Origin of the sequence: Sphaerisporangium dianthi, assembly GCF_042654065.1 — a bacterium.
Lineage (GTDB): Bacteria > Actinomycetota > Actinomycetes > Streptosporangiales > Streptosporangiaceae > Sphaerisporangium > Sphaerisporangium dianthi.
Map to the genome: position 1 here is coordinate 1 of NZ_JBHSFP010000025.1, position 15,880 is coordinate 15,880.

The 15,880-nt window shown below is 73.2% G+C and carries 16 protein-coding genes; 14 read left to right on the plus strand and 2 right to left on the minus strand.

The genetic code is table 11. From position 1 onward, the window contains the following. Positions 1 to 236: 236 nt before the first annotated feature. Positions 237 to 1,910, minus strand: a complete 1,674-nt coding sequence (locus tag ACFO60_RS28450) for an acetyl-CoA carboxylase carboxyltransferase subunit alpha (RefSeq protein ID WP_380845891.1) — start codon at positions 1,908 to 1,910, stop codon at positions 237 to 239. Between the two features lie 646 nt (positions 1,911 to 2,556). Here ACFO60_RS28450 and ACFO60_RS28455 point away from each other — a divergent pair. The 11 genes from ACFO60_RS28455 (at position 2,557) to ACFO60_RS28505 (ending at position 11,740) form a co-directional block, all read left to right on the plus strand. Then, a complete protein-coding gene (locus ACFO60_RS28455) occupies positions 2,557 to 4,560 on the plus strand; it encodes an AfsR/SARP family transcriptional regulator (RefSeq protein WP_380845894.1) in 2,004 nt (667 codons plus the stop codon). Between the two features lie 87 nt (positions 4,561 to 4,647). Beyond that, a complete protein-coding gene (locus ACFO60_RS28460) occupies positions 4,648 to 4,977 on the plus strand; it encodes a TcmI family type II polyketide cyclase (RefSeq protein WP_380845897.1) in 330 nt (109 codons plus the stop codon). Next, a complete protein-coding gene (locus ACFO60_RS28465; protein ID WP_380845900.1) occupies positions 4,970 to 5,449 on the plus strand; it encodes a cupin domain-containing protein in 480 nt (159 codons plus the stop codon). Before ACFO60_RS28460 ends, ACFO60_RS28465 begins: the two co-directional genes overlap by 8 nt. A gap of 101 nt (positions 5,450 to 5,550) precedes the next feature. After that, a complete protein-coding gene (locus ACFO60_RS28470; RefSeq protein ID WP_380846250.1) occupies positions 5,551 to 6,825 on the plus strand; it encodes a beta-ketoacyl-[acyl-carrier-protein] synthase family protein in 1,275 nt (424 codons plus the stop codon). Further along, a complete protein-coding gene (locus tag ACFO60_RS28475; RefSeq protein WP_380845903.1) occupies positions 6,818 to 8,059 on the plus strand; it encodes a ketosynthase chain-length factor in 1,242 nt (413 codons plus the stop codon). Before ACFO60_RS28470 ends, ACFO60_RS28475 begins: the two co-directional genes overlap by 8 nt. A 40-nt stretch (positions 8,060 to 8,099) precedes the next feature. Beyond that, on the plus strand, positions 8,100 to 8,351 hold the full coding sequence (locus tag ACFO60_RS28480; protein ID WP_380845906.1) for an acyl carrier protein: 252 nt from the start codon (positions 8,100 to 8,102) through the stop codon (positions 8,349 to 8,351). Positions 8,352 to 8,366: 15 nt separating this feature from the next. Continuing rightward, the gene (locus tag ACFO60_RS28485; protein WP_380845909.1) at positions 8,367 to 8,834 is read left to right on the plus strand and encodes an SRPBCC family protein; all 468 of its coding nucleotides are present in this window, start codon (positions 8,367 to 8,369) and stop codon (positions 8,832 to 8,834) included. Between the two features lie 129 nt (positions 8,835 to 8,963). Further along, entirely contained in the window at positions 8,964 to 9,599 is a 636-nt protein-coding gene (locus ACFO60_RS28490; protein WP_380845912.1) for an antibiotic biosynthesis monooxygenase family protein, read from the plus strand. Between the two features lie 93 nt (positions 9,600 to 9,692). Beyond that, entirely contained in the window at positions 9,693 to 10,073 is a 381-nt protein-coding gene (locus ACFO60_RS28495) for a SchA/CurD-like domain-containing protein (RefSeq protein WP_380845915.1), read from the plus strand. Between the two features lie 109 nt (positions 10,074 to 10,182). After that, on the plus strand, positions 10,183 to 10,707 hold the full coding sequence (locus ACFO60_RS28500; protein ID WP_380845918.1) for a hypothetical protein: 525 nt from the start codon (positions 10,183 to 10,185) through the stop codon (positions 10,705 to 10,707). Between the two features lie 28 nt (positions 10,708 to 10,735). Further along, positions 10,736 to 11,740: a tyrosine-type recombinase/integrase gene (locus ACFO60_RS28505; RefSeq protein WP_380845921.1), complete on the plus strand. Its 1,005-nt coding sequence runs from the start codon at positions 10,736 to 10,738 to the stop codon at positions 11,738 to 11,740. A 65-nt stretch (positions 11,741 to 11,805) separates the two neighbouring features. Here the strand turns inward: ACFO60_RS28505 and ACFO60_RS28510 are convergent, their stop codons facing one another. Beyond that, positions 11,806 to 12,357 carry a GNAT family N-acetyltransferase gene (locus tag ACFO60_RS28510; RefSeq protein ID WP_380845924.1) on the minus strand — a complete coding sequence of 184 codons (552 nt, stop codon included), beginning with the start codon at positions 12,355 to 12,357 and terminating at the stop codon, positions 11,806 to 11,808. Between the two features lie 196 nt (positions 12,358 to 12,553). Here ACFO60_RS28510 and ACFO60_RS28515 point away from each other — a divergent pair, with 196 nt between their 5' ends. The 3 genes from ACFO60_RS28515 to ACFO60_RS28525 all read left to right on the plus strand — a co-directional run bounded on the left by ACFO60_RS28515 (position 12,554) and on the right by ACFO60_RS28525 (position 15,877). Continuing rightward, on the plus strand, positions 12,554 to 13,018 hold the full coding sequence (locus ACFO60_RS28515; protein ID WP_380845927.1) for a DUF4352 domain-containing protein: 465 nt from the start codon (positions 12,554 to 12,556) through the stop codon (positions 13,016 to 13,018). Positions 13,019 to 13,496: 478 nt separating this feature from the next. Next, the gene (locus ACFO60_RS28520; protein WP_380845930.1) at positions 13,497 to 14,159 is read left to right on the plus strand and encodes a lysophospholipid acyltransferase family protein; all 663 of its coding nucleotides are present in this window, start codon (positions 13,497 to 13,499) and stop codon (positions 14,157 to 14,159) included. A gap of 83 nt (positions 14,160 to 14,242) precedes the next feature. Further along, complete coding sequence (locus ACFO60_RS28525) at positions 14,243 to 15,877, plus strand: penicillin-binding transpeptidase domain-containing protein (protein ID WP_380845933.1); 1,635 nt, start codon at positions 14,243 to 14,245, stop codon at positions 15,875 to 15,877. The last annotated feature ends 3 nt before the right edge of the window (positions 15,878 to 15,880 follow it).

A 15,880-nucleotide genomic window follows, 5' to 3' on the forward strand; every position in this document is an offset into this window, starting at 1 on the left:
CCCGGCGGCGCGCGGCGCGGCGGCCGGGTCGCCGGCGAGGGCCAGGGCGGCGGTGGAGACGGTGATCCTGCGCAGCGGCGCCGGGCCGGCGCCCGCCAGCCGGGCGGCGTGGCGCACGACCCAGTCCAGCACGCGTTCGCCCTCGTCCACCGGTGTGGGTTCGGCTGTCATGCGTTCCTCCTTCGACGGACCGCTGCGCGGAGGCGCGTGAGCGGCGGTGCGTGAGCGGCGTGGCGCTAGGCGACCCCGAAGCGGCGGAAGCGCCGCCTGCGCGCGGCCACCAGGTCGGCCGGGTCGGCCCGCGCGAGCTCGTGCAGCGTCGCGGTCAGGGCGCGGCCGACGCGGCGGGCGGTCAGCGCCGGGTCCCGGTGGGCGCCGCCGTCCGGCTCGGGGACCACGGCGTCGATGACGCCCTGCCCCAGCAGGTCGCGTGCCGTGAGCCGCAGGGCGCCGGCGGCGCGGGGCGCGGCGGCGGGGTCGCGCCACAGGATCGAGGCGCAGCCTTCGGGGCTGATCACCGAGTAGACCGCGTTGCCCAGGGCCAGCACCCGGTCGGCCACGGCCAGGGCGAGCGCCCCGCCGCTGCCGCCCTCGCCGGTGACGACGGCGACCACCGGCACGGGCAGCGCGGACAGAAGGCGCAGGTTGCCGGCGATGGCGTGGGCCTGCCCGCCCTGTTCGGCCTCGACGCCGGCGCAGGCGCCGGGGGTGTCGACGAGGGTGACCACCGGCAGGCCGAGCTTGCCGGCCAGCCGCATCAGCCGCGCCGCCTTGCGGAACCCGGCCGGGGAGCCCATGCCGAAGCCGCGGGCGACCAGTTCGCGGGTGTCGTGGCCCTTCTGGTGGCCGATGAGCATGACCGGCACGCCGTCCAGGCGCCCGATGCCGCCGGCGATGGCCGGGCAGTCGCCCGACATCCGGTCGCCGTGCAGCTCCTGGAAGTCCTCCAGCAGGTGGCAGGCGTAGTCCAGGGTGGTGGGGCGGCCGGGGTCGCGGGCCAGGGCGACGGTCTGCCAGGGGTCGCGCTCGGGCAGCTCGCCCGGGTGGCGCACCAGGGGCGGCGCGTCGTCCTGCCATGAGTGCGGTACGTGGCGTCCGTCACGGGCCCACGCGGCGGCCGCCAGCAGGTGGGCCAGCGACGGACGCAGCTCGGTGCGCCGGCGCACGCCGTCGACCAGGCCGCCCGCCAGCAGCGTCTCGGCGGTCTGGAAGCCGTCGGGCAGGCGCTGCCCGATGGTGCCGGCGATCACCCGTGGCCCGGCGAAGCCCATGTGCGCCCCCGCCTCGGCGAGGATGACGTCGGCCAGGGTGGCGTAGGAGGCGGCGACGCCGCCGTAGGTGGGATCGGTCACCACGGTGACGGTGAGCACCCCGGCGTCGTCCAGGTCGGCCAGCGCCTGGGCGGTCTTGGCCATCTGCATCAGGGCCAGCGCGCCCTCCTGCATGCGGGCGCCTCCGGAGGCCGTCACCATCACCAGGGGCCTGCGCGTGCTCAGGGCGTGTTCGGCGGCGGCGGTGATGCGCTCGCCGACGGCGCAGCCGAGGCTGCCGCCCATGAAGGCGAAGTCCATGACGGCGGCCACGACCGGCCGGCCCTTCAGGGACGCCGAGACGCACATCACCGCCTCGGCCAGGCCGGTGCCCTGCCGCGCCTGCTCCAGCCGGACGGAGTAGGGGCGGGTGTCGGTGAAGTCCAGCGGATCGGTCAGGGTGGGCGCGGCGGTCAGCGCGCTCGGTGTGCCGCGGTCGAGCAGCTGCTCCAGCCGCTCGCGGGCGCCCAGCCGGTCGTGGTGGCCGCAACCGGCGCACACCCTCAGGCGCCTGCGGTGGTGCTCGCCGTAGACGGGATCCTGGCAGCCCGGGCAGCGGATCCACGCCGGGGTGTCGGTCGCCGGGCAGACGGCGGTCATGCGGCGCTCCCCGTTCCTGCGCGGGCGTGTGGTCGCATGTGCATCCTCCCCAGGCCTTCGGGGGTACGCCGGCCGCGGCGCGCGGCGGGCCTTCCTGATCGCAACCATGCGCCCGTCCGCTGGTCCGGCGATGGACAGGCGATGGAGGCGCCCTGGTCCGCGGGCGGGAACGCCGCCCGCCACGGGGCCCGCGCCGGCCCGGCGCGGGGACGTTAACCGGGGCCGGGCGGGCGCCGCCGGCCCCGATCGGCCCCTGTCAGGCCCCGATCGGCCCCTGTCAGGCCCCGGTCGGCCCGGTCTCGGGGGCGACGGGCCGGAGGGCGGGCGCGATGACGGAAAACCTGGCGGGACGCTCTACTTACGACTTATCCATACTTATCCGTCTTTTTCATACTAAACAGCGACAGGCCATACGCCGCATTTCACTCCGAACCGGTCCCGACATTATTCGGAATTACTGGACGAGGTAAAGAATATAGTACTAGACCAGGACTTTTTCGGAGATTTTGTCCTCATGAGCCATCTTTCCGGCAGTTCCGATAAGCGAGTCCATCTAAATTCGAGGAGTCCACCAGGCGCCCGAGCACGCGCCGACGCCGTGTGCCGGCCGGCTCGGACGGCGTCGCCGATCAACTGCGGAGATCACATGGAGTTCCGGGTTCTGGGTTCGCTGCAAGTCGTCGACGACAGCGCCGATCTGACGCCGAGCGCCGCCAAGGTCCGCGCGGTGCTGGCCATGCTGGTCCTGCGGCACAACCAGATCGTGTCCACGCGCGAGCTGATCGACGAGCTGTGGGGCGAGCGGCCACCGGCGACCGCCCTGCCCACCTTGCATACCTACGTGTACAAGCTGCGCAAGATGCTCGGCACCGGCGGCCCCGCCACCGTGGTCACCCAGCCCTACGGCTACCTGCTGGCCACCGCCCCCGAGACCATCGACGTGTACCGCTTCGAACGCCTGGTCGCCGACGGCTGGAGCGCGCTGGAGCGCGACGACGCCGCGCACGCCACCGAGGCCCTGTCCAATGCCCTCGGGCTGTGGCGGGGGCCCGCCCTTGCCAACCTGGCGGCGGGAGAGCTGCTGTCGGCGCAGATCACCCGCCTTGAGGAGAGCCGGCTACGGGCCCTGCAGCTGCGCCTGGACGCCGACCTGCGCCTGGGCCGGCACCGCGAGCTGATCAGCGAACTGAAGGAGCTCATCGCCACCCATCCGCTCAACGAGGACTTCTACGCCAAGCTGATGACCGCGCTGTACCAGGCCGGACGGCGCGGCGAGGCGCTGGAGGTGTACCAGAACCTGCGCCAGGTGCTGATCGGCCAGCTCGGCCTGGAACCCTCCCCCGCCCTGTGCCGCCTGCAGCGGCGCCTGCTGTCGGCCGACCCGGGCCTGGAGCAGCCCGATCTGGACCCCGCGCACCCGGCCGCCCCGGCCCCCGCCGCACCGGCGGCCGCCGTCAAGCCCGCCCAGCTCCCGCCCGACATCGGGGACTTCGTCGGCCGCGGGCAGGTGGGCGACCGGATCGCCGCCGTCCTGTCGGGCCCGGCGGAGTCCGGCACCGCCGTGCGGGTGGTGTGCGTCAGCGGGATGCCGGGGGTGGGCGAGACGGCGCTGGCCGTGCACGCCGCCCACCGGGCCCGCGCGTCCTTCCCCTCCGGGCAGTTCTTCGCCGAGCTCGGCGGGTCGGGGGTCCCCGCCGACCCCGGCGAGGTGCTGGCCGGGTTCCTGCGCGCCGCGGGCGTCCCCGCGGGCGACGTCCCGGCCGACCGCGACGAGCGCAGCAAGCTGTTCCGCACCTGGTGCAGCGACCGCCAGGTGCTCATCGTGCTCGACGACGCCGCCGGATACGCCCAGATCCAGCCGCTGCTGCCCGGATCGGCGGGTTGCGCCGTCATCGTGACCAGCCGCTTCGCCCTGCACGGGTTCGCCGGCGCGCACATGGTGGAGCTGGAGCCGCTCACCGAGGAGGAGGGGCTGGAACTGCTCGCCCGGATCATCGGCGCGGCCCGGCTGGAGAGCGAGCGCGCGGCCGCCGCGCACATCGTGCGCCTGTGCGGGCGGCTGCCGCTGGCGCTCCGGTGCGCCGGGTCGCGCCTCGCCGCCGGGCAGGGCCTGACGCTGGCCACGTTCGCCGGACGTCTGGAGGACCCGCGTTCGCGGCTGTCGGACCTGCGCGTCGCCGACCTGGACGTGCGCACCGCCTTCCACGCCACCTACGAGCGGCTCGGCGAGCCGGAACGCAGCCTCTTCCGGCTGCTCGGGCTGCTGCAGACCCCGGACATCACCATGCGCCAGGCGGGTGCGCTGCTCGGCTGCGAACCCGGCCACGCCGAGCGGCTGCTCGCGCGCCTGGCCGACTGCTCGCTGCTGTCGGCGCGGACCACGCCGCCGGGCGAGGTGCACTACGCCATCCACGAACTGGTCCGGCTGTACGCGCGCGAGTGCCTGGAGCGGGAGCTGGACGGCCGCGGCGAGGCGCTGCCCGCGCCCTATGACGCCTGGACGACCGGCGGGCCCGCCCACCGGCACGAGCCCGCCGGCGCGCGCGAGGAGGCCGGCCCGCCGGCCGGGGAGGCCGCCGGGCGGCCGTTCTCGCTGACCGCGCCGGCCGAGTGCGTCAACGGCGGCGCGTCGCACGTCCTCGGCCCCTGACCGAGAATTCCGGCACTAGCGTCGCATCAGCATCAAACCAGGCGCTCCACGCAGCATTGCTGCGTACGGAACGAAAGGAGACGCCTGGTGCACCGGACGCTAATCGTGGCGCGGATGGAGCCCTCCGAGACCGAATCCGTGGCGAAGATCTTCGCCGATTCGGACGCGAGCGACCTGCCGTATCTCATCGGAGTGTCACGCCGCACGCTGTTCCGCTTCCACGACCTGTACTTCCACCTGGTCGAGGCGGACCGCGACATCACGCCGAACCTGTACAAGGCGCGCAGCCACCCGCTGTACGGCGAGATCAACCAGCGGCTCAGCGAGCACATCCGCCCCTATGACCCCGGCTGGCGCGAGCCCAAGGACGCCATGGCCGAGCCCTTCTACACCTGGGAGGCCGACGGCCATGAGTGAGATCCGCCTGTCCAAGTTCAGCGCCGACCAGGTGGAGCCCAACCACCGCCGCGGCGGCGACATCCGCGTCCTGCTCGGCCCGAAGACGGCAGGCGCCACCTCCGGCTTCATGGGCGTCGCCTACCTCAAGCCCGGCGAGCACTTCGTCGAGCACTACCACCCCTACTCCGAGGAGTTCATGTACCTGGTGCGGGGCACCGTGACCGCCCGCATCGACGGCGGCCAGGAGATCGTCCTTCACCCCGGCGAGGCGCTCATGGTGCCCAAGACCGTCCGGCACCGGGTCGACAACACCGGCGAGGAGGAGGCGTGCATGGTGTTCCACGCCAGCCCTCTGGCCCCCCGGCCCGACCTCGGCCACGTCGACACCGAGCACGGCGGCACCGAGCACGGCGGCACCGAGCACGGCGGCACCGGGCACGGCGGTTCCGAGCACGCCGCGAGTGACGCCCCGGCAGGGAGCCCGCGGTGAACCTCACCGGCCAGGACGCCGGCGTCCGCCCGGCGGCACGGCGCCGCACCCGGGCGCGGCCGGCCCGGCCGTCCTTCGCGCGCGCGCGGCACGGGCGCCGGGTGGTCATCACCGGCATCGGCGTCACCGCGCCCGGCGGCCTCGGCGTCAAGGCATTCTGGGAGCTGGTCACCTCCGGGCGGACCGCCACCCGGGCCATCACCCTGTTCGACGCCACCGGCTTCCGCTCCCGGATCGCCGCCGAATGCGACTTCGACCCCGCCGCCCAGGGATTGTCGCCGCAGGAGATCCGCCGCATGGACCGCGCCGCGCAGCTCGGCGTGGTCAGCGCCCGCGAGGCGCTGGCCGACAGCGGCCTGGACGCCGCCTGCGTGCCGCCCGAACGGCTCGGCGTCTCCATCGGCAGCGCCGTCGGCTGCACCATGGGCCTTGAGGAGGAGTACGTCGTCCTCAGCGACGGCGGCGCCAAATGGCTGGTCGACCCGGCCTACGGGGTGCCCCAGCTGTACGGGTACATGGTGCCCAGCACCATCGCCGCCGAGGTCGCCTGGGCCGGTGGCGCCGAGGGCCCGGTCGCGCTCATCTCCACCGGCTGCACCGCCGGCCTCGACTCGGTCGGGCACGGCTACCAGCTGGTCAAGGAGGGCAGCGCGGACGCCGTCGTGGCCGGGGCCACCGACGCGCCGATCTCGCCGATCACCGTCGCCTGCTTCGACGCCATCAAGGCGACCTCGCCCAGCAACGACGACCCCGAGCACGCCTCCCGCCCGTTCGACCTGGACCGCAACGGCTTCGTCCTCGGCGAGGGCTGCGCCGTCATGATCCTGGAGGAGCGGGAGGCGGCCCTGCGGCGCGGCGCCCAGGTGTACGCCGAGATCGTCGGGTTCGCCAGCCGCAGCAACGCCTACCACATGACCGGCCTCAAGCCGGACGGCCGCGAGATGGCCGAGGCCATCAGGGCCGCCATGGGCCGGGCGCGGCTGGACCCCGCCGACGTCGACTACATCAACGCCCACGGCTCGGGCACCCGGCAGAACGACCGCCACGAGACCGCGGCCTTCAAAAGCGCCCTCGGCGAGCGGGCCTACCAGGTGCCGGTCAGCTCCATCAAGTCCATGGTCGGGCACTCGCTCGGCGCGATCGGCTCCATCGAGGTCGCCGCCTGCGCCCTGGCCATCAAGCACAACGTCGTCCCGCCCACCGCCAACCTGCACACCGCGGACCCCGAATGCGACCTGGACTACGTGCCGCTCACCGCGCGCGAGCAGCCCGTGGACGTGGTCCTCAGCGTCGGCAGCGGCTTCGGCGGGTTCCAGACGGCCATGCTGCTGGCCCGCGACGGCGGGGACACCGGCCCCGGAGGCGGCCATGACTGAACCCGGCCGCGGGCCCGGCGCCCGCCCCGTGGTGACCGGCATCGGCGTCGCCGCGCCCAACGGCCTGGGCACCCAGGCCTACTGGGCCGCCACGCTGGACGGAAAGAGCGGCCTCGGGCGGATCACCCGCTTCGACGCCGAGCGCTACCCCGTGCGCGTCGCGGGCGAGGTGTCGGAGTTCGACGACACCGAGCACGTGCCGAGCCGTCTCGCCGTGCAGACCGACCACTGGAGCCACCTCGGCCTCGTGGCCGCCGACATGGCCCTGCACGACGCGGGGGTCAAGCCGGGCGACCTGCCCGAGTACGAGATGGCCGTCGTCACCGCCAGCTCCTCCGGGGGCACCGAGTTCGGCCAGCGCGAGATCGAGAAGCTGTGGAGCCAGGGGCCGGAGTTCGTCGGCGTCTACCAGTCCATCGCCTGGTTCTACGCCGCCACCACCGGCCAGATCTCCATCCGGTACGGCATGCGCGGGCCGTGCGGCGTCATCTGCGCCGAGCAGGCCGGCGGCCTGGACGTCATGGCCCAGGCCCGGCGGCTGCTGCGCCAGGACGCCTCCATCGTCGTCACCGGCGGCACCGACGCCTCGCTGTGCCCCTACGGGCTGGTCGCCCAGATCTCCACCGGGATGCTGAGCCCCCGCGACGACCCCGAACGGGCCTACCTGCCCTTCGACGCCGACGCCTGCGGCTACGTCCCCGGCGAGGGCGGGGCCATGCTCGTCGTCGAGGACGAGGCCGCCGCCCGCGCCCGCGGCGCCCGCCCCTACGGGGTGGTCGCCGGGTACGGCGCGACCTTCGACCCGCGCGCGGAACCGGGCGGCGAGCCCCGCTCCAACCTCGGCCGCGCCATCGCCCTGGCCCTGCGCGAGGCCCGCGTCACCCCCGAACAGGTCGACGTGGTCTTCGCCGACGCCCTCGGCGTGCCCGGCCACGACCTGGCCGAGGCCCGCGCCATCGCGGCGGTCTTCGGGCCCTACGGCGTGCCCGTCACCGCGCCCAAGACCATGACCGGCCGCCTGTACGCGGGCGGGGCCTCGCTGGACCTGGCCACCGCGCTGCTCTCGGTCCGCGACGGGGTCATCCCGCCCACCGTGGGCGTGCGCGCCACCGCCCCGGCCTGCGAGCTGGACCTGGTGCGCAGCGCGGCCAGGGAAGGGCCCGTGCGCAACGCCCTGGTGCTGGCCCGCGGCCACGGCGGCTTCAACGCGGCCCTGCTCGTCACGGCCGCTTGACAGACCTGCTCTCCCCACCTCGCGACAACGGAGAAACGACATGACGACATTCACCCTCGACGACATGAGACGCATCATGGGCGGCTGCGCGGGAGTGCCGGAGTCCGTCGACCTCGCCGACGACATCGGCGAGATGACCTTCGCCGACCTCGGCTACGACTCGCTGGCCGTGCTGGAGATGGCCGCGCGCATCCAGCAGGAGTTCGGCGTGCGCATCCCCGACGACGCCGTCGACGAGCTGAAGACCCCGCAGGCGGCCGTCGACTACGTCGACGGCCGGCTCGCCGCCTGAACCCGGAGGAACGCCATGGCAGGACACACCGACAACGAGATCATCATCGCCGGCCCCATGGAGCTGGTGTGGAACATGACCAACGACGTCGAGTCGTGGCCCACGCTGTTCAGCGAGTACTCCTCGGCCGACATCCTCGAACAGCGCGGCCCCACCATCCGCTTCCGGCTCACCATGCACCCCGACGCCGACGGCAACGAGTGGAGCTGGGTATCCGAGCGCACCCCCGACGCGGCCACCCGCACCGTGCGCGCCCACCGGGTCGAGCCGGGCTGGTTCAAGTACATGAACCTGTTCTGGGAGTACACCCAGGTCCCCGACGCCGTGCGCATGCGCTGGGTGCAGGACTTCGAGATGCGTCCCGACGCCCCGCTCAGCGACAAGCAGATGACCAAGCGGCTCAACGACAACACGGTGATCCAGATGAACCGGATCCGGCAGCTCGTCGAGGAGGCCGCCGAGCAGGCCCCCGCCCGAGCCTGACGGCCCGGGCCGCCTCACCACGCTCCCCCGCCCTCATGACGGCCCCCGGGCCGTCCACCGGCACGCCTGCCCCGATCCCGCCGGACAGCACGCGACAGCAAGGCAAGCGAGAGAAAGAGAAGAGTGGGCATGAACCACAAGGACAGCGTCTACCGCGTCATGGTCAAAATGCGGATCCATCCCGGTATGGAGCGAGAATTCGAGAAGACCTGGCGGGAAGTCGCCTCCACCATCGCCCGCCATCCCGCCAACGCCGGCCAGTCACTGGCCAAGAGCCCCGACGAGGACGGCGTCTACTACATCGTCAGCGACTGGGAGAACGAGGAGAGGTTCCACCAGTTCGAGCACAGCCCCGAGCACGCCGCCAACCGCATGCGCCTGGACCCCTACCGCGACCCGGCCGGCACCTCGATGACCCCCATGCTCGTCTCCTCGCGCCTGGGCGCCCAGCCCTCCCCCGAGCCCGGCCGTGTACGCGTCGCGCTGTATCTCAACGAGCCGGAGTCCGACAAGGGCTCGATCGAGAGCGCCTACCACCAGATCAGCACCACCTTGACCGGCCGGGCCGGGCTGCGCGGCAACGAGCTGCTGCGCTCGCTGCGCGACCCGCGCCGCTACGCGGTGCTGAGCGAGTGGGACGACCTGCCGGCCTACCGCGAGTGGGAGCGCAGTCCCGAACACCTGCCCACCACCTCGCCGCTCGCGCGCTACCACGACAAGAACCTCGGGATCTTCGGCTCCTACGAGGTCGTGGCCGCCTACTGACCGGCCCGGCCGGCTCCGGGCGGCGGTCGCCGCCCGGAGCCGGCGCCCTTGCGCGGCGCCGGCCGGCGCCGCGAACGACGATGGAGGTATGCGATGCCGTACGCCATGATCACCTTCCGGGTGAAACCCGGGCACGAGGAGGAGCTCACCGCGCTCTTCGGCGACTCCCCGCCCCTGGAATCGCCCGTCGTCACCGACGACGACGGCGAGGAGACCGCCCGGCTGCTCGGCACCGGGGTCTTCGTGAAGGACGACGTGCTGGTACGGCTGATCCACTACCAGGGCGACTTCGCCGGCATCGCCCGCCACCTGGCGTCCCAGCGGCACGTGCACACCATCGAGAAGGGCATCGTGCCCTTCCTCGCCGACGCCCGCGACACCGGCACCTCCGAGGGCTTCGCGGCGTTCTTCCGCGACGCGATGATGCGCTGCGTCACCCAGTCGTCCAGCGAGACGCACGCGACCCCGCTGTGAGGCCGGCCGGGTGCGCGGGCCGGCCCCGCACACCCGCCCGCGGTCCCGGGCGGCACGCACCCCGCCCGGGACCGCTCCGGAGCATCGCCGCCGCGAATGGAGCCCGACCATGTCCCACGACGACGGCATCGACATCCTTGCGGCCGTGGAACGCGAGACCGCCGGCCTGTTCGCCCAGGCCGACCGGCTCGTGGAGGCCCTGGCCGCACGCGCGGGCCTGGACGCCGCGCGCTTCCGCTGCCTGGCCGTGCTGCGCCGCCACAGCCCGCTGCCGCTGGGACGGCTGGCCGCGCTGGCCGGGCTCAGCGAACGGGAGGCCGCCGAGACGGCCGGCCGGATGGAGCGCGACGGCCAGGTGACCCTGCGCGCCGGACGGCCCGACGACGCACCAGGCGAGGCCCGCGCCGGGCGCCGCCGCGTCCCCCGGCGCGCCCAGGCGCTCGTCGAACTGCACCCCGCCGCCGACCGCGTCTGCCTGGACCCGGCCCTGCGCGAGCTGCGGGAGGCCTGGTACCCGCTGGTCAGGGGCAGGTGCGACGATCTGGCCCTGGTCGCGGGGTTCATGGCGCGCAGCCGCAGGCTGACCGATCTGGTGGGCATGACGCGTCCACCGGCGGAGACCTTTACATTGTAGATTCCGCTCAGCCGGTTAGGATCGGCGGGTGGACGTCCCCGCCGTGCCCGACGACGGCCTCGGCGCCGTCACGCCCGCGAGCGATCCCTACCTGGTCTACCTCGGCGCGCTGACCGGCGCCGAGTCCCGCCGCACGATGCGCGGCTGCCTCGACAGGGTCGCCCGCGTCATCACCGGCGACCCCGCCGCCACCGGCGCCGGGCAGCCCTGGCACCTGCTGCGCTATGAGCACACCGTGCGCGTCCGCGCGATCCTCACCGAGCGCGGGTGGTCCCCCGCCTACGTCAACAAACACCTGGTGGCGCTGCGCCGTGTCATGCGCGAGGCCTGGCGCCTCGGCCTGATGACCGCCGAGGACTACCACCGCGCCGCCGACCTGCCCACCCTGGCGCACACCCGGCTGCCGGCCGGGCAGCACGTCCCGCCGGAGGTCGCCGGGGCGGCGCTGGCCGCCTGCGACCACGACCCCTCCCCCGCCGGAGCCCGCGACGGCGCGCTGCTGGCCGTGCTGTACTCCACCGGCTGCCGTCGCGCCGAGGTCGCCGGGCTCGCCCTCGGCGACTACGACCCCGCGGCCCGCTCGCTGCGCGTGCGCGGCAAGCGCGACAAAGAGCGCCTGGTCTACCTGACCGCCGAGGCGGTGGCCCGCACCGAGGCGTGGCTGGCGGTGCGGGGACGCGAGCCCGGCGCGCTGTTCTGCCCGGTCAACAAGGCCGGGCGGCTGCGCGCCCCCGCGGGGCGTCCGGCGCCGATGACCGGGCAGGCGGTCGCCGACATCGTCACCCGCCGCCTGGCCGCCGCGGGCGCCGCCAAGCGCACCCCGCACGACTTCCGGCGCACCTTCATCGGCGAGCTGCTGGACGCGGGCGTCGACCTGGCCACCACCCAGGCTCTGGTCGGGCACGCCTCACCGGTCACCACCGCGCGCTACGACCGCCGGCCCGAAAGCCGCCGCCGCGAGGCCGTCGACCGGCTGCGCATGCCCGACCCCCGCCCCCTGCGCCCCGGCGGCCCCGGGGGCGCGGCACGCTGACCGGGTGACCCCGGACGGCTCAGGCACGGGCGGCTCAGGCACGGGCGGGCCCAGGCACGAGCGGCTCAGGCACGGCGGGCGCGCCAGGCGGAGGCCTCCAGGCGATACAGGACGTGGCGGCGCAGCGGGCTGCCCTCGTCGATGCTCGGGTGGTCGAAGTCGTCGGCGGCATCGCGCGTCATGCCCAGGCGCCGCATGACGGCCTGGGAACGCAGGTTGGTGGTCGAGGTCATGGAGATCACCCGCGCCAGCCCGGCGGGACCGAAGGCGTACTCCAGGCTCGCCGTCGCCGCCTCGGTGGCGTAGCCCTGCCCCCACGCCTTGCGGCGCAGGCGCCAGCCGACCTCGACCGCCGGGGTGAAGTGCGCCTCGAAACTCTGCACCGCCAGGCCGGTGAACCCGATGAACTCCCCGCTGCCTGCGACCTCCACCGCCCACAGCCCGAACCCGTGCTCATCGAAGGCCGCCATGATGCGCCCGGCCATCGCGTCGCTCTGCTCGCGGGTCAAGGTGAAGGGGAAGTGCTCCATCACCTCGGGGTCGGCGTTCAACTCGGCGAAGGGCTCCAGATCGTCCTCGCGCCAGCGCCGCAAGATGAGCCGCCCGGTCTTCAGCATGATCACCATTGTGTCGCAAGATCTCCCCCCGCGCCGCCCCACCTCGGGCCGCCTCGGGCCGCGGCCGCCGTTCCCTGGTGGAACCGCCGCCGGTCGCGAGACGGCGGCGGGCGGCGCGCCGCGATTCGCGGGTCCCGGATGACGACCCCGGCGAGTGAACTGGTGCAGGAGGCAGCCGCGGCGATGTTCGTCGAACATGCTTCCCTTCGCCCCGTTCCGTCCCGGCAGGCCGACAGTCAGCAGACGTCAGCAGCGGTCGGTGGGGCGCTCACCCTGCGCGGCAACGACCCCGGCCTACAGGTCGAAGGTCACCGTCACGAAGGTGACGCAGCGCGCCACCCCGTCGAACCAGTTCCTCAAGCCGAAGACGGGCAACAGGTACGTCGCCGTCGAACTGCGCCTGGCCAACAAAGGGCGAGCCGTCTATGACGACGCCCCCTCCAACGGCGCCAAGCTGATCGACAGCGAGGGCCAGCAGTACAACACGACATTCGGCGAGATCAGCGAAGGTGTCGTGCTCAGCGCGGTCACCGTCTCTCCCGGCGACAGCCGCAAGGGCGTGCTGCTGTTCGAGATCCCTGCGAGCGTCAAGCCCGCCAAGTTCCAGTTCGGGCTGAACTCCGGCTTCGCCGACCAGAAGGGCGAATGGATCCTGAGCTGAGCAAGCCTGCGGAGACCCCCGGGGCTTTCCGCGCCCGGGGGTCTTCGCATGTCACGTCACCGTTCGCGTCGGTCGCACGTCACGGTTCTCGGCGTGCCGCTTGGAGGGCGACCTGTGGTCGCCGGGCTGGGCCTTGCCGGCTCTGTGATGTATCGCCGCATGTAGGACGGGGTGGGGGCGGGCTCGGCCACGGTGACCTCACGGGTGCGGGAAGTGTGCTTAACTGTAAACAGCCGATGTGGTTTGTGTCCCCCGGGCCGCATTTACCGCCTTCACGGAATACCGTCCGGCTGGAGCCGTGTTGTGCATCTCGCCGAGGAGGCGACCGCCACATCGGCCTAAACGAAGCGCCCCGCAAGCTCGCCTTGCGGGGCTCTTCGTTGTAGCCACGATGTAACAGTTTGTAGGTGGCCGTAACACAAGGTTGCCTGTCTGGGCCGTATGGTGGGCATTGGCCGTCCGCACACCGGGAGAGTCCGTGCTGTATCGCCTCACGAAGATCGTCAGCAGTCCCATCCTCCGCCTGCTGTGGCGCCCCAAGGTGGCAGGCGCCGAGAACGTCCCCTCCTCGGGGGCCGCGATCCTGGCGTCCAACCACCTGTCCATCCTGGACTCGGTGTTCCTGCCGCTCATGCTTCCCCGGAAGGTGACCTTCGTCGCCAAGTCCGAGTACTTCACCGGCAACCGCCTGATGGCCATGTACATGCGCAGCACCGGTCAGGTCTCCATCGACAGGCAGAGCGCCGCCTCGGCGCAGGCGATGCTCGACGCCGCCGTGCAGGTGCTCAAGGGCGGCGAGCTGTTCGGCATCTACCCCGAGGGCACCCGATCCCCGGACGGCAGGCTCTACCGGGGCAAGATCGGCGTCGCCTGGCTGGCGCTGACCACGGGCGCGCCGGTGGTCCCGGTCGCCATGGTCAACACCGACCTGGTGCTGCCCCCGGGGGCCTCGGTGCCGCGCATCGCCAAGATCGGCGTGCGCATCGGCGAGCCGATGACCTTCACCGGCGACCCGGCCAGGGCCAAGGACCGCCGGGCGGTGACCGACGAGGTGATGGCCGCCATCCAGCGCCTGTCCGGCCAGGAGTACGTGCCCGCCTACGCCGCCAGCCTCAAGGAGCAGGCCGGCCGGGCCGCCTGAGCCGCTTCGCCCGGTGAAGCGGCGGGGGTCCCCGACCGGCCGCGCTAGGCTCGTCGCGACGACCAGACACCGGGGGGTAAGGCGTGCCGCGCGGCCGAATCATCGCGATCACCTCCGCCGCCACCGTGCTGGCGGTGGGAGCCGCCGCGGGCGGCGCCTACTACGTGCTCCACACCAGGGGCAGCGCCGAGGAGACCGCGAGCCGGTTCGCCGCTGCCTGGTCCCGGGGCGACCTGACGGCGATGAAGGCCGACCTCGCCGCCCCCGCGCCGGGGTTCGAGGCCGCCTACGCCGAACCGGCCGCAAGGCTCGGGGCCGAGAAGGTCGCGGTCCGGCTCGGCGCGGTCACCCCGTCGGGCGACGACCGCGCCAAGGCCGCCTACACCGCCACGATGACGCTGAAGAACATCGGCGAGTGGACCTATTCCGGCTCCATCGACCTGCTGGTGAAGGACCACTACTGGAAGGTCGCCTGGACGCCGGCCGCGGTCCACCCGGCGCTCACCGCCTCGACCCACCTCGCCCTGAAGACCACCTGGCCCCAGCGGGCCGTCATCGAGGACGTCTCGGGCGCCCGCATCGACGCCGGCGACGTCGGCGGCTCGGTGCAGCAACTGGTGGGCTATCTCGACAAGGCCACCGCCAAGGACGTCGCCAAGCTGGGCTCCTCCTACAAGCCCGGCGACGCGGTGGGCAGGGGCGGGCTGCAGGAGACCTTCCAGAAGCGGCTCGCCGGGGTTCCCGCCACGACGATCAACGTGGTCGACGGCGGCAAGAAGATCCTCAAGACGCTGAAGACCATCGAGGGCTCGCCCGGCTCCTCTGTGCGCACCACCTTGGACCCCGCCGTGCAGCGGGCCGCCGTCGCGGCCGTGCGCGACCTTTCCAAGCCGGCCTCGCTGGTGGCGATCAGGCCCGGAAGCGGCGACATCCTCGCCGTGGTCAACAACCGCGGCGGGTTCAACCGCGCCCTGGACGGGCGCTACCCTCCCGGGTCGACCTTCAAGACCGTCACCGCCGCCGGCCTGCTCGCCGAGGGCCTCACCCCCGACCAGAAGGTCACCTGCCCCAAGAAGGCCACCGTCGGCGGCCTGGCGATCCGCAACTCCGACCACGAGGCGTTCGGCTCGCTGAGTTTCCTGGACTCCTACGCCCACTCGTGCAACACCACGTTCGCCCCGCTGGCCGCGCGCCACCTGGGCGGCGGCAAGCTGTACGAGATCTCCTCCGCGATGGGGTTCAACCAGCCGCTGTCGATCGGCGTCCCGGCGACCAAGGGCAGCATGCCCAAGCCGACCAGCGAGGCCGACCTCGCGGCCGAGTCCTTCGGGCAAGGTCGCATCACCGCCAGCCCGCTGGTGATGGCGTCGGTCGCCGCCGCGGTGGCCGACGGCTCCTGGCGGCCGCCGACCCTGGTGCCCTCGATCAAGCAGAAGCTCCAGCCCCGGCCGCTGCCCGAGACGGTGACCGGTCAGCTTCGCACGATGATGGCGGCCGTGGTCACCAAGGGCACCGCCAAGGCGGCGGGGCTGCCGAAGGGCACGGCGGGCAAGACCGGCACCGCCGAGTTCGGCACCGGGCCGAAGCTCGACTCCCACGCCTGGTTCATCGGCTTCCGCGGCGACGTGGCGTTCGCCGTGGTGGTCGAGGCGGGAGGCATGGGTGGCGCGGTGGCCGCCCCGGTCGCCGCCCGTTTCCTGCGCGGCCTGCCGGGCTGAGCG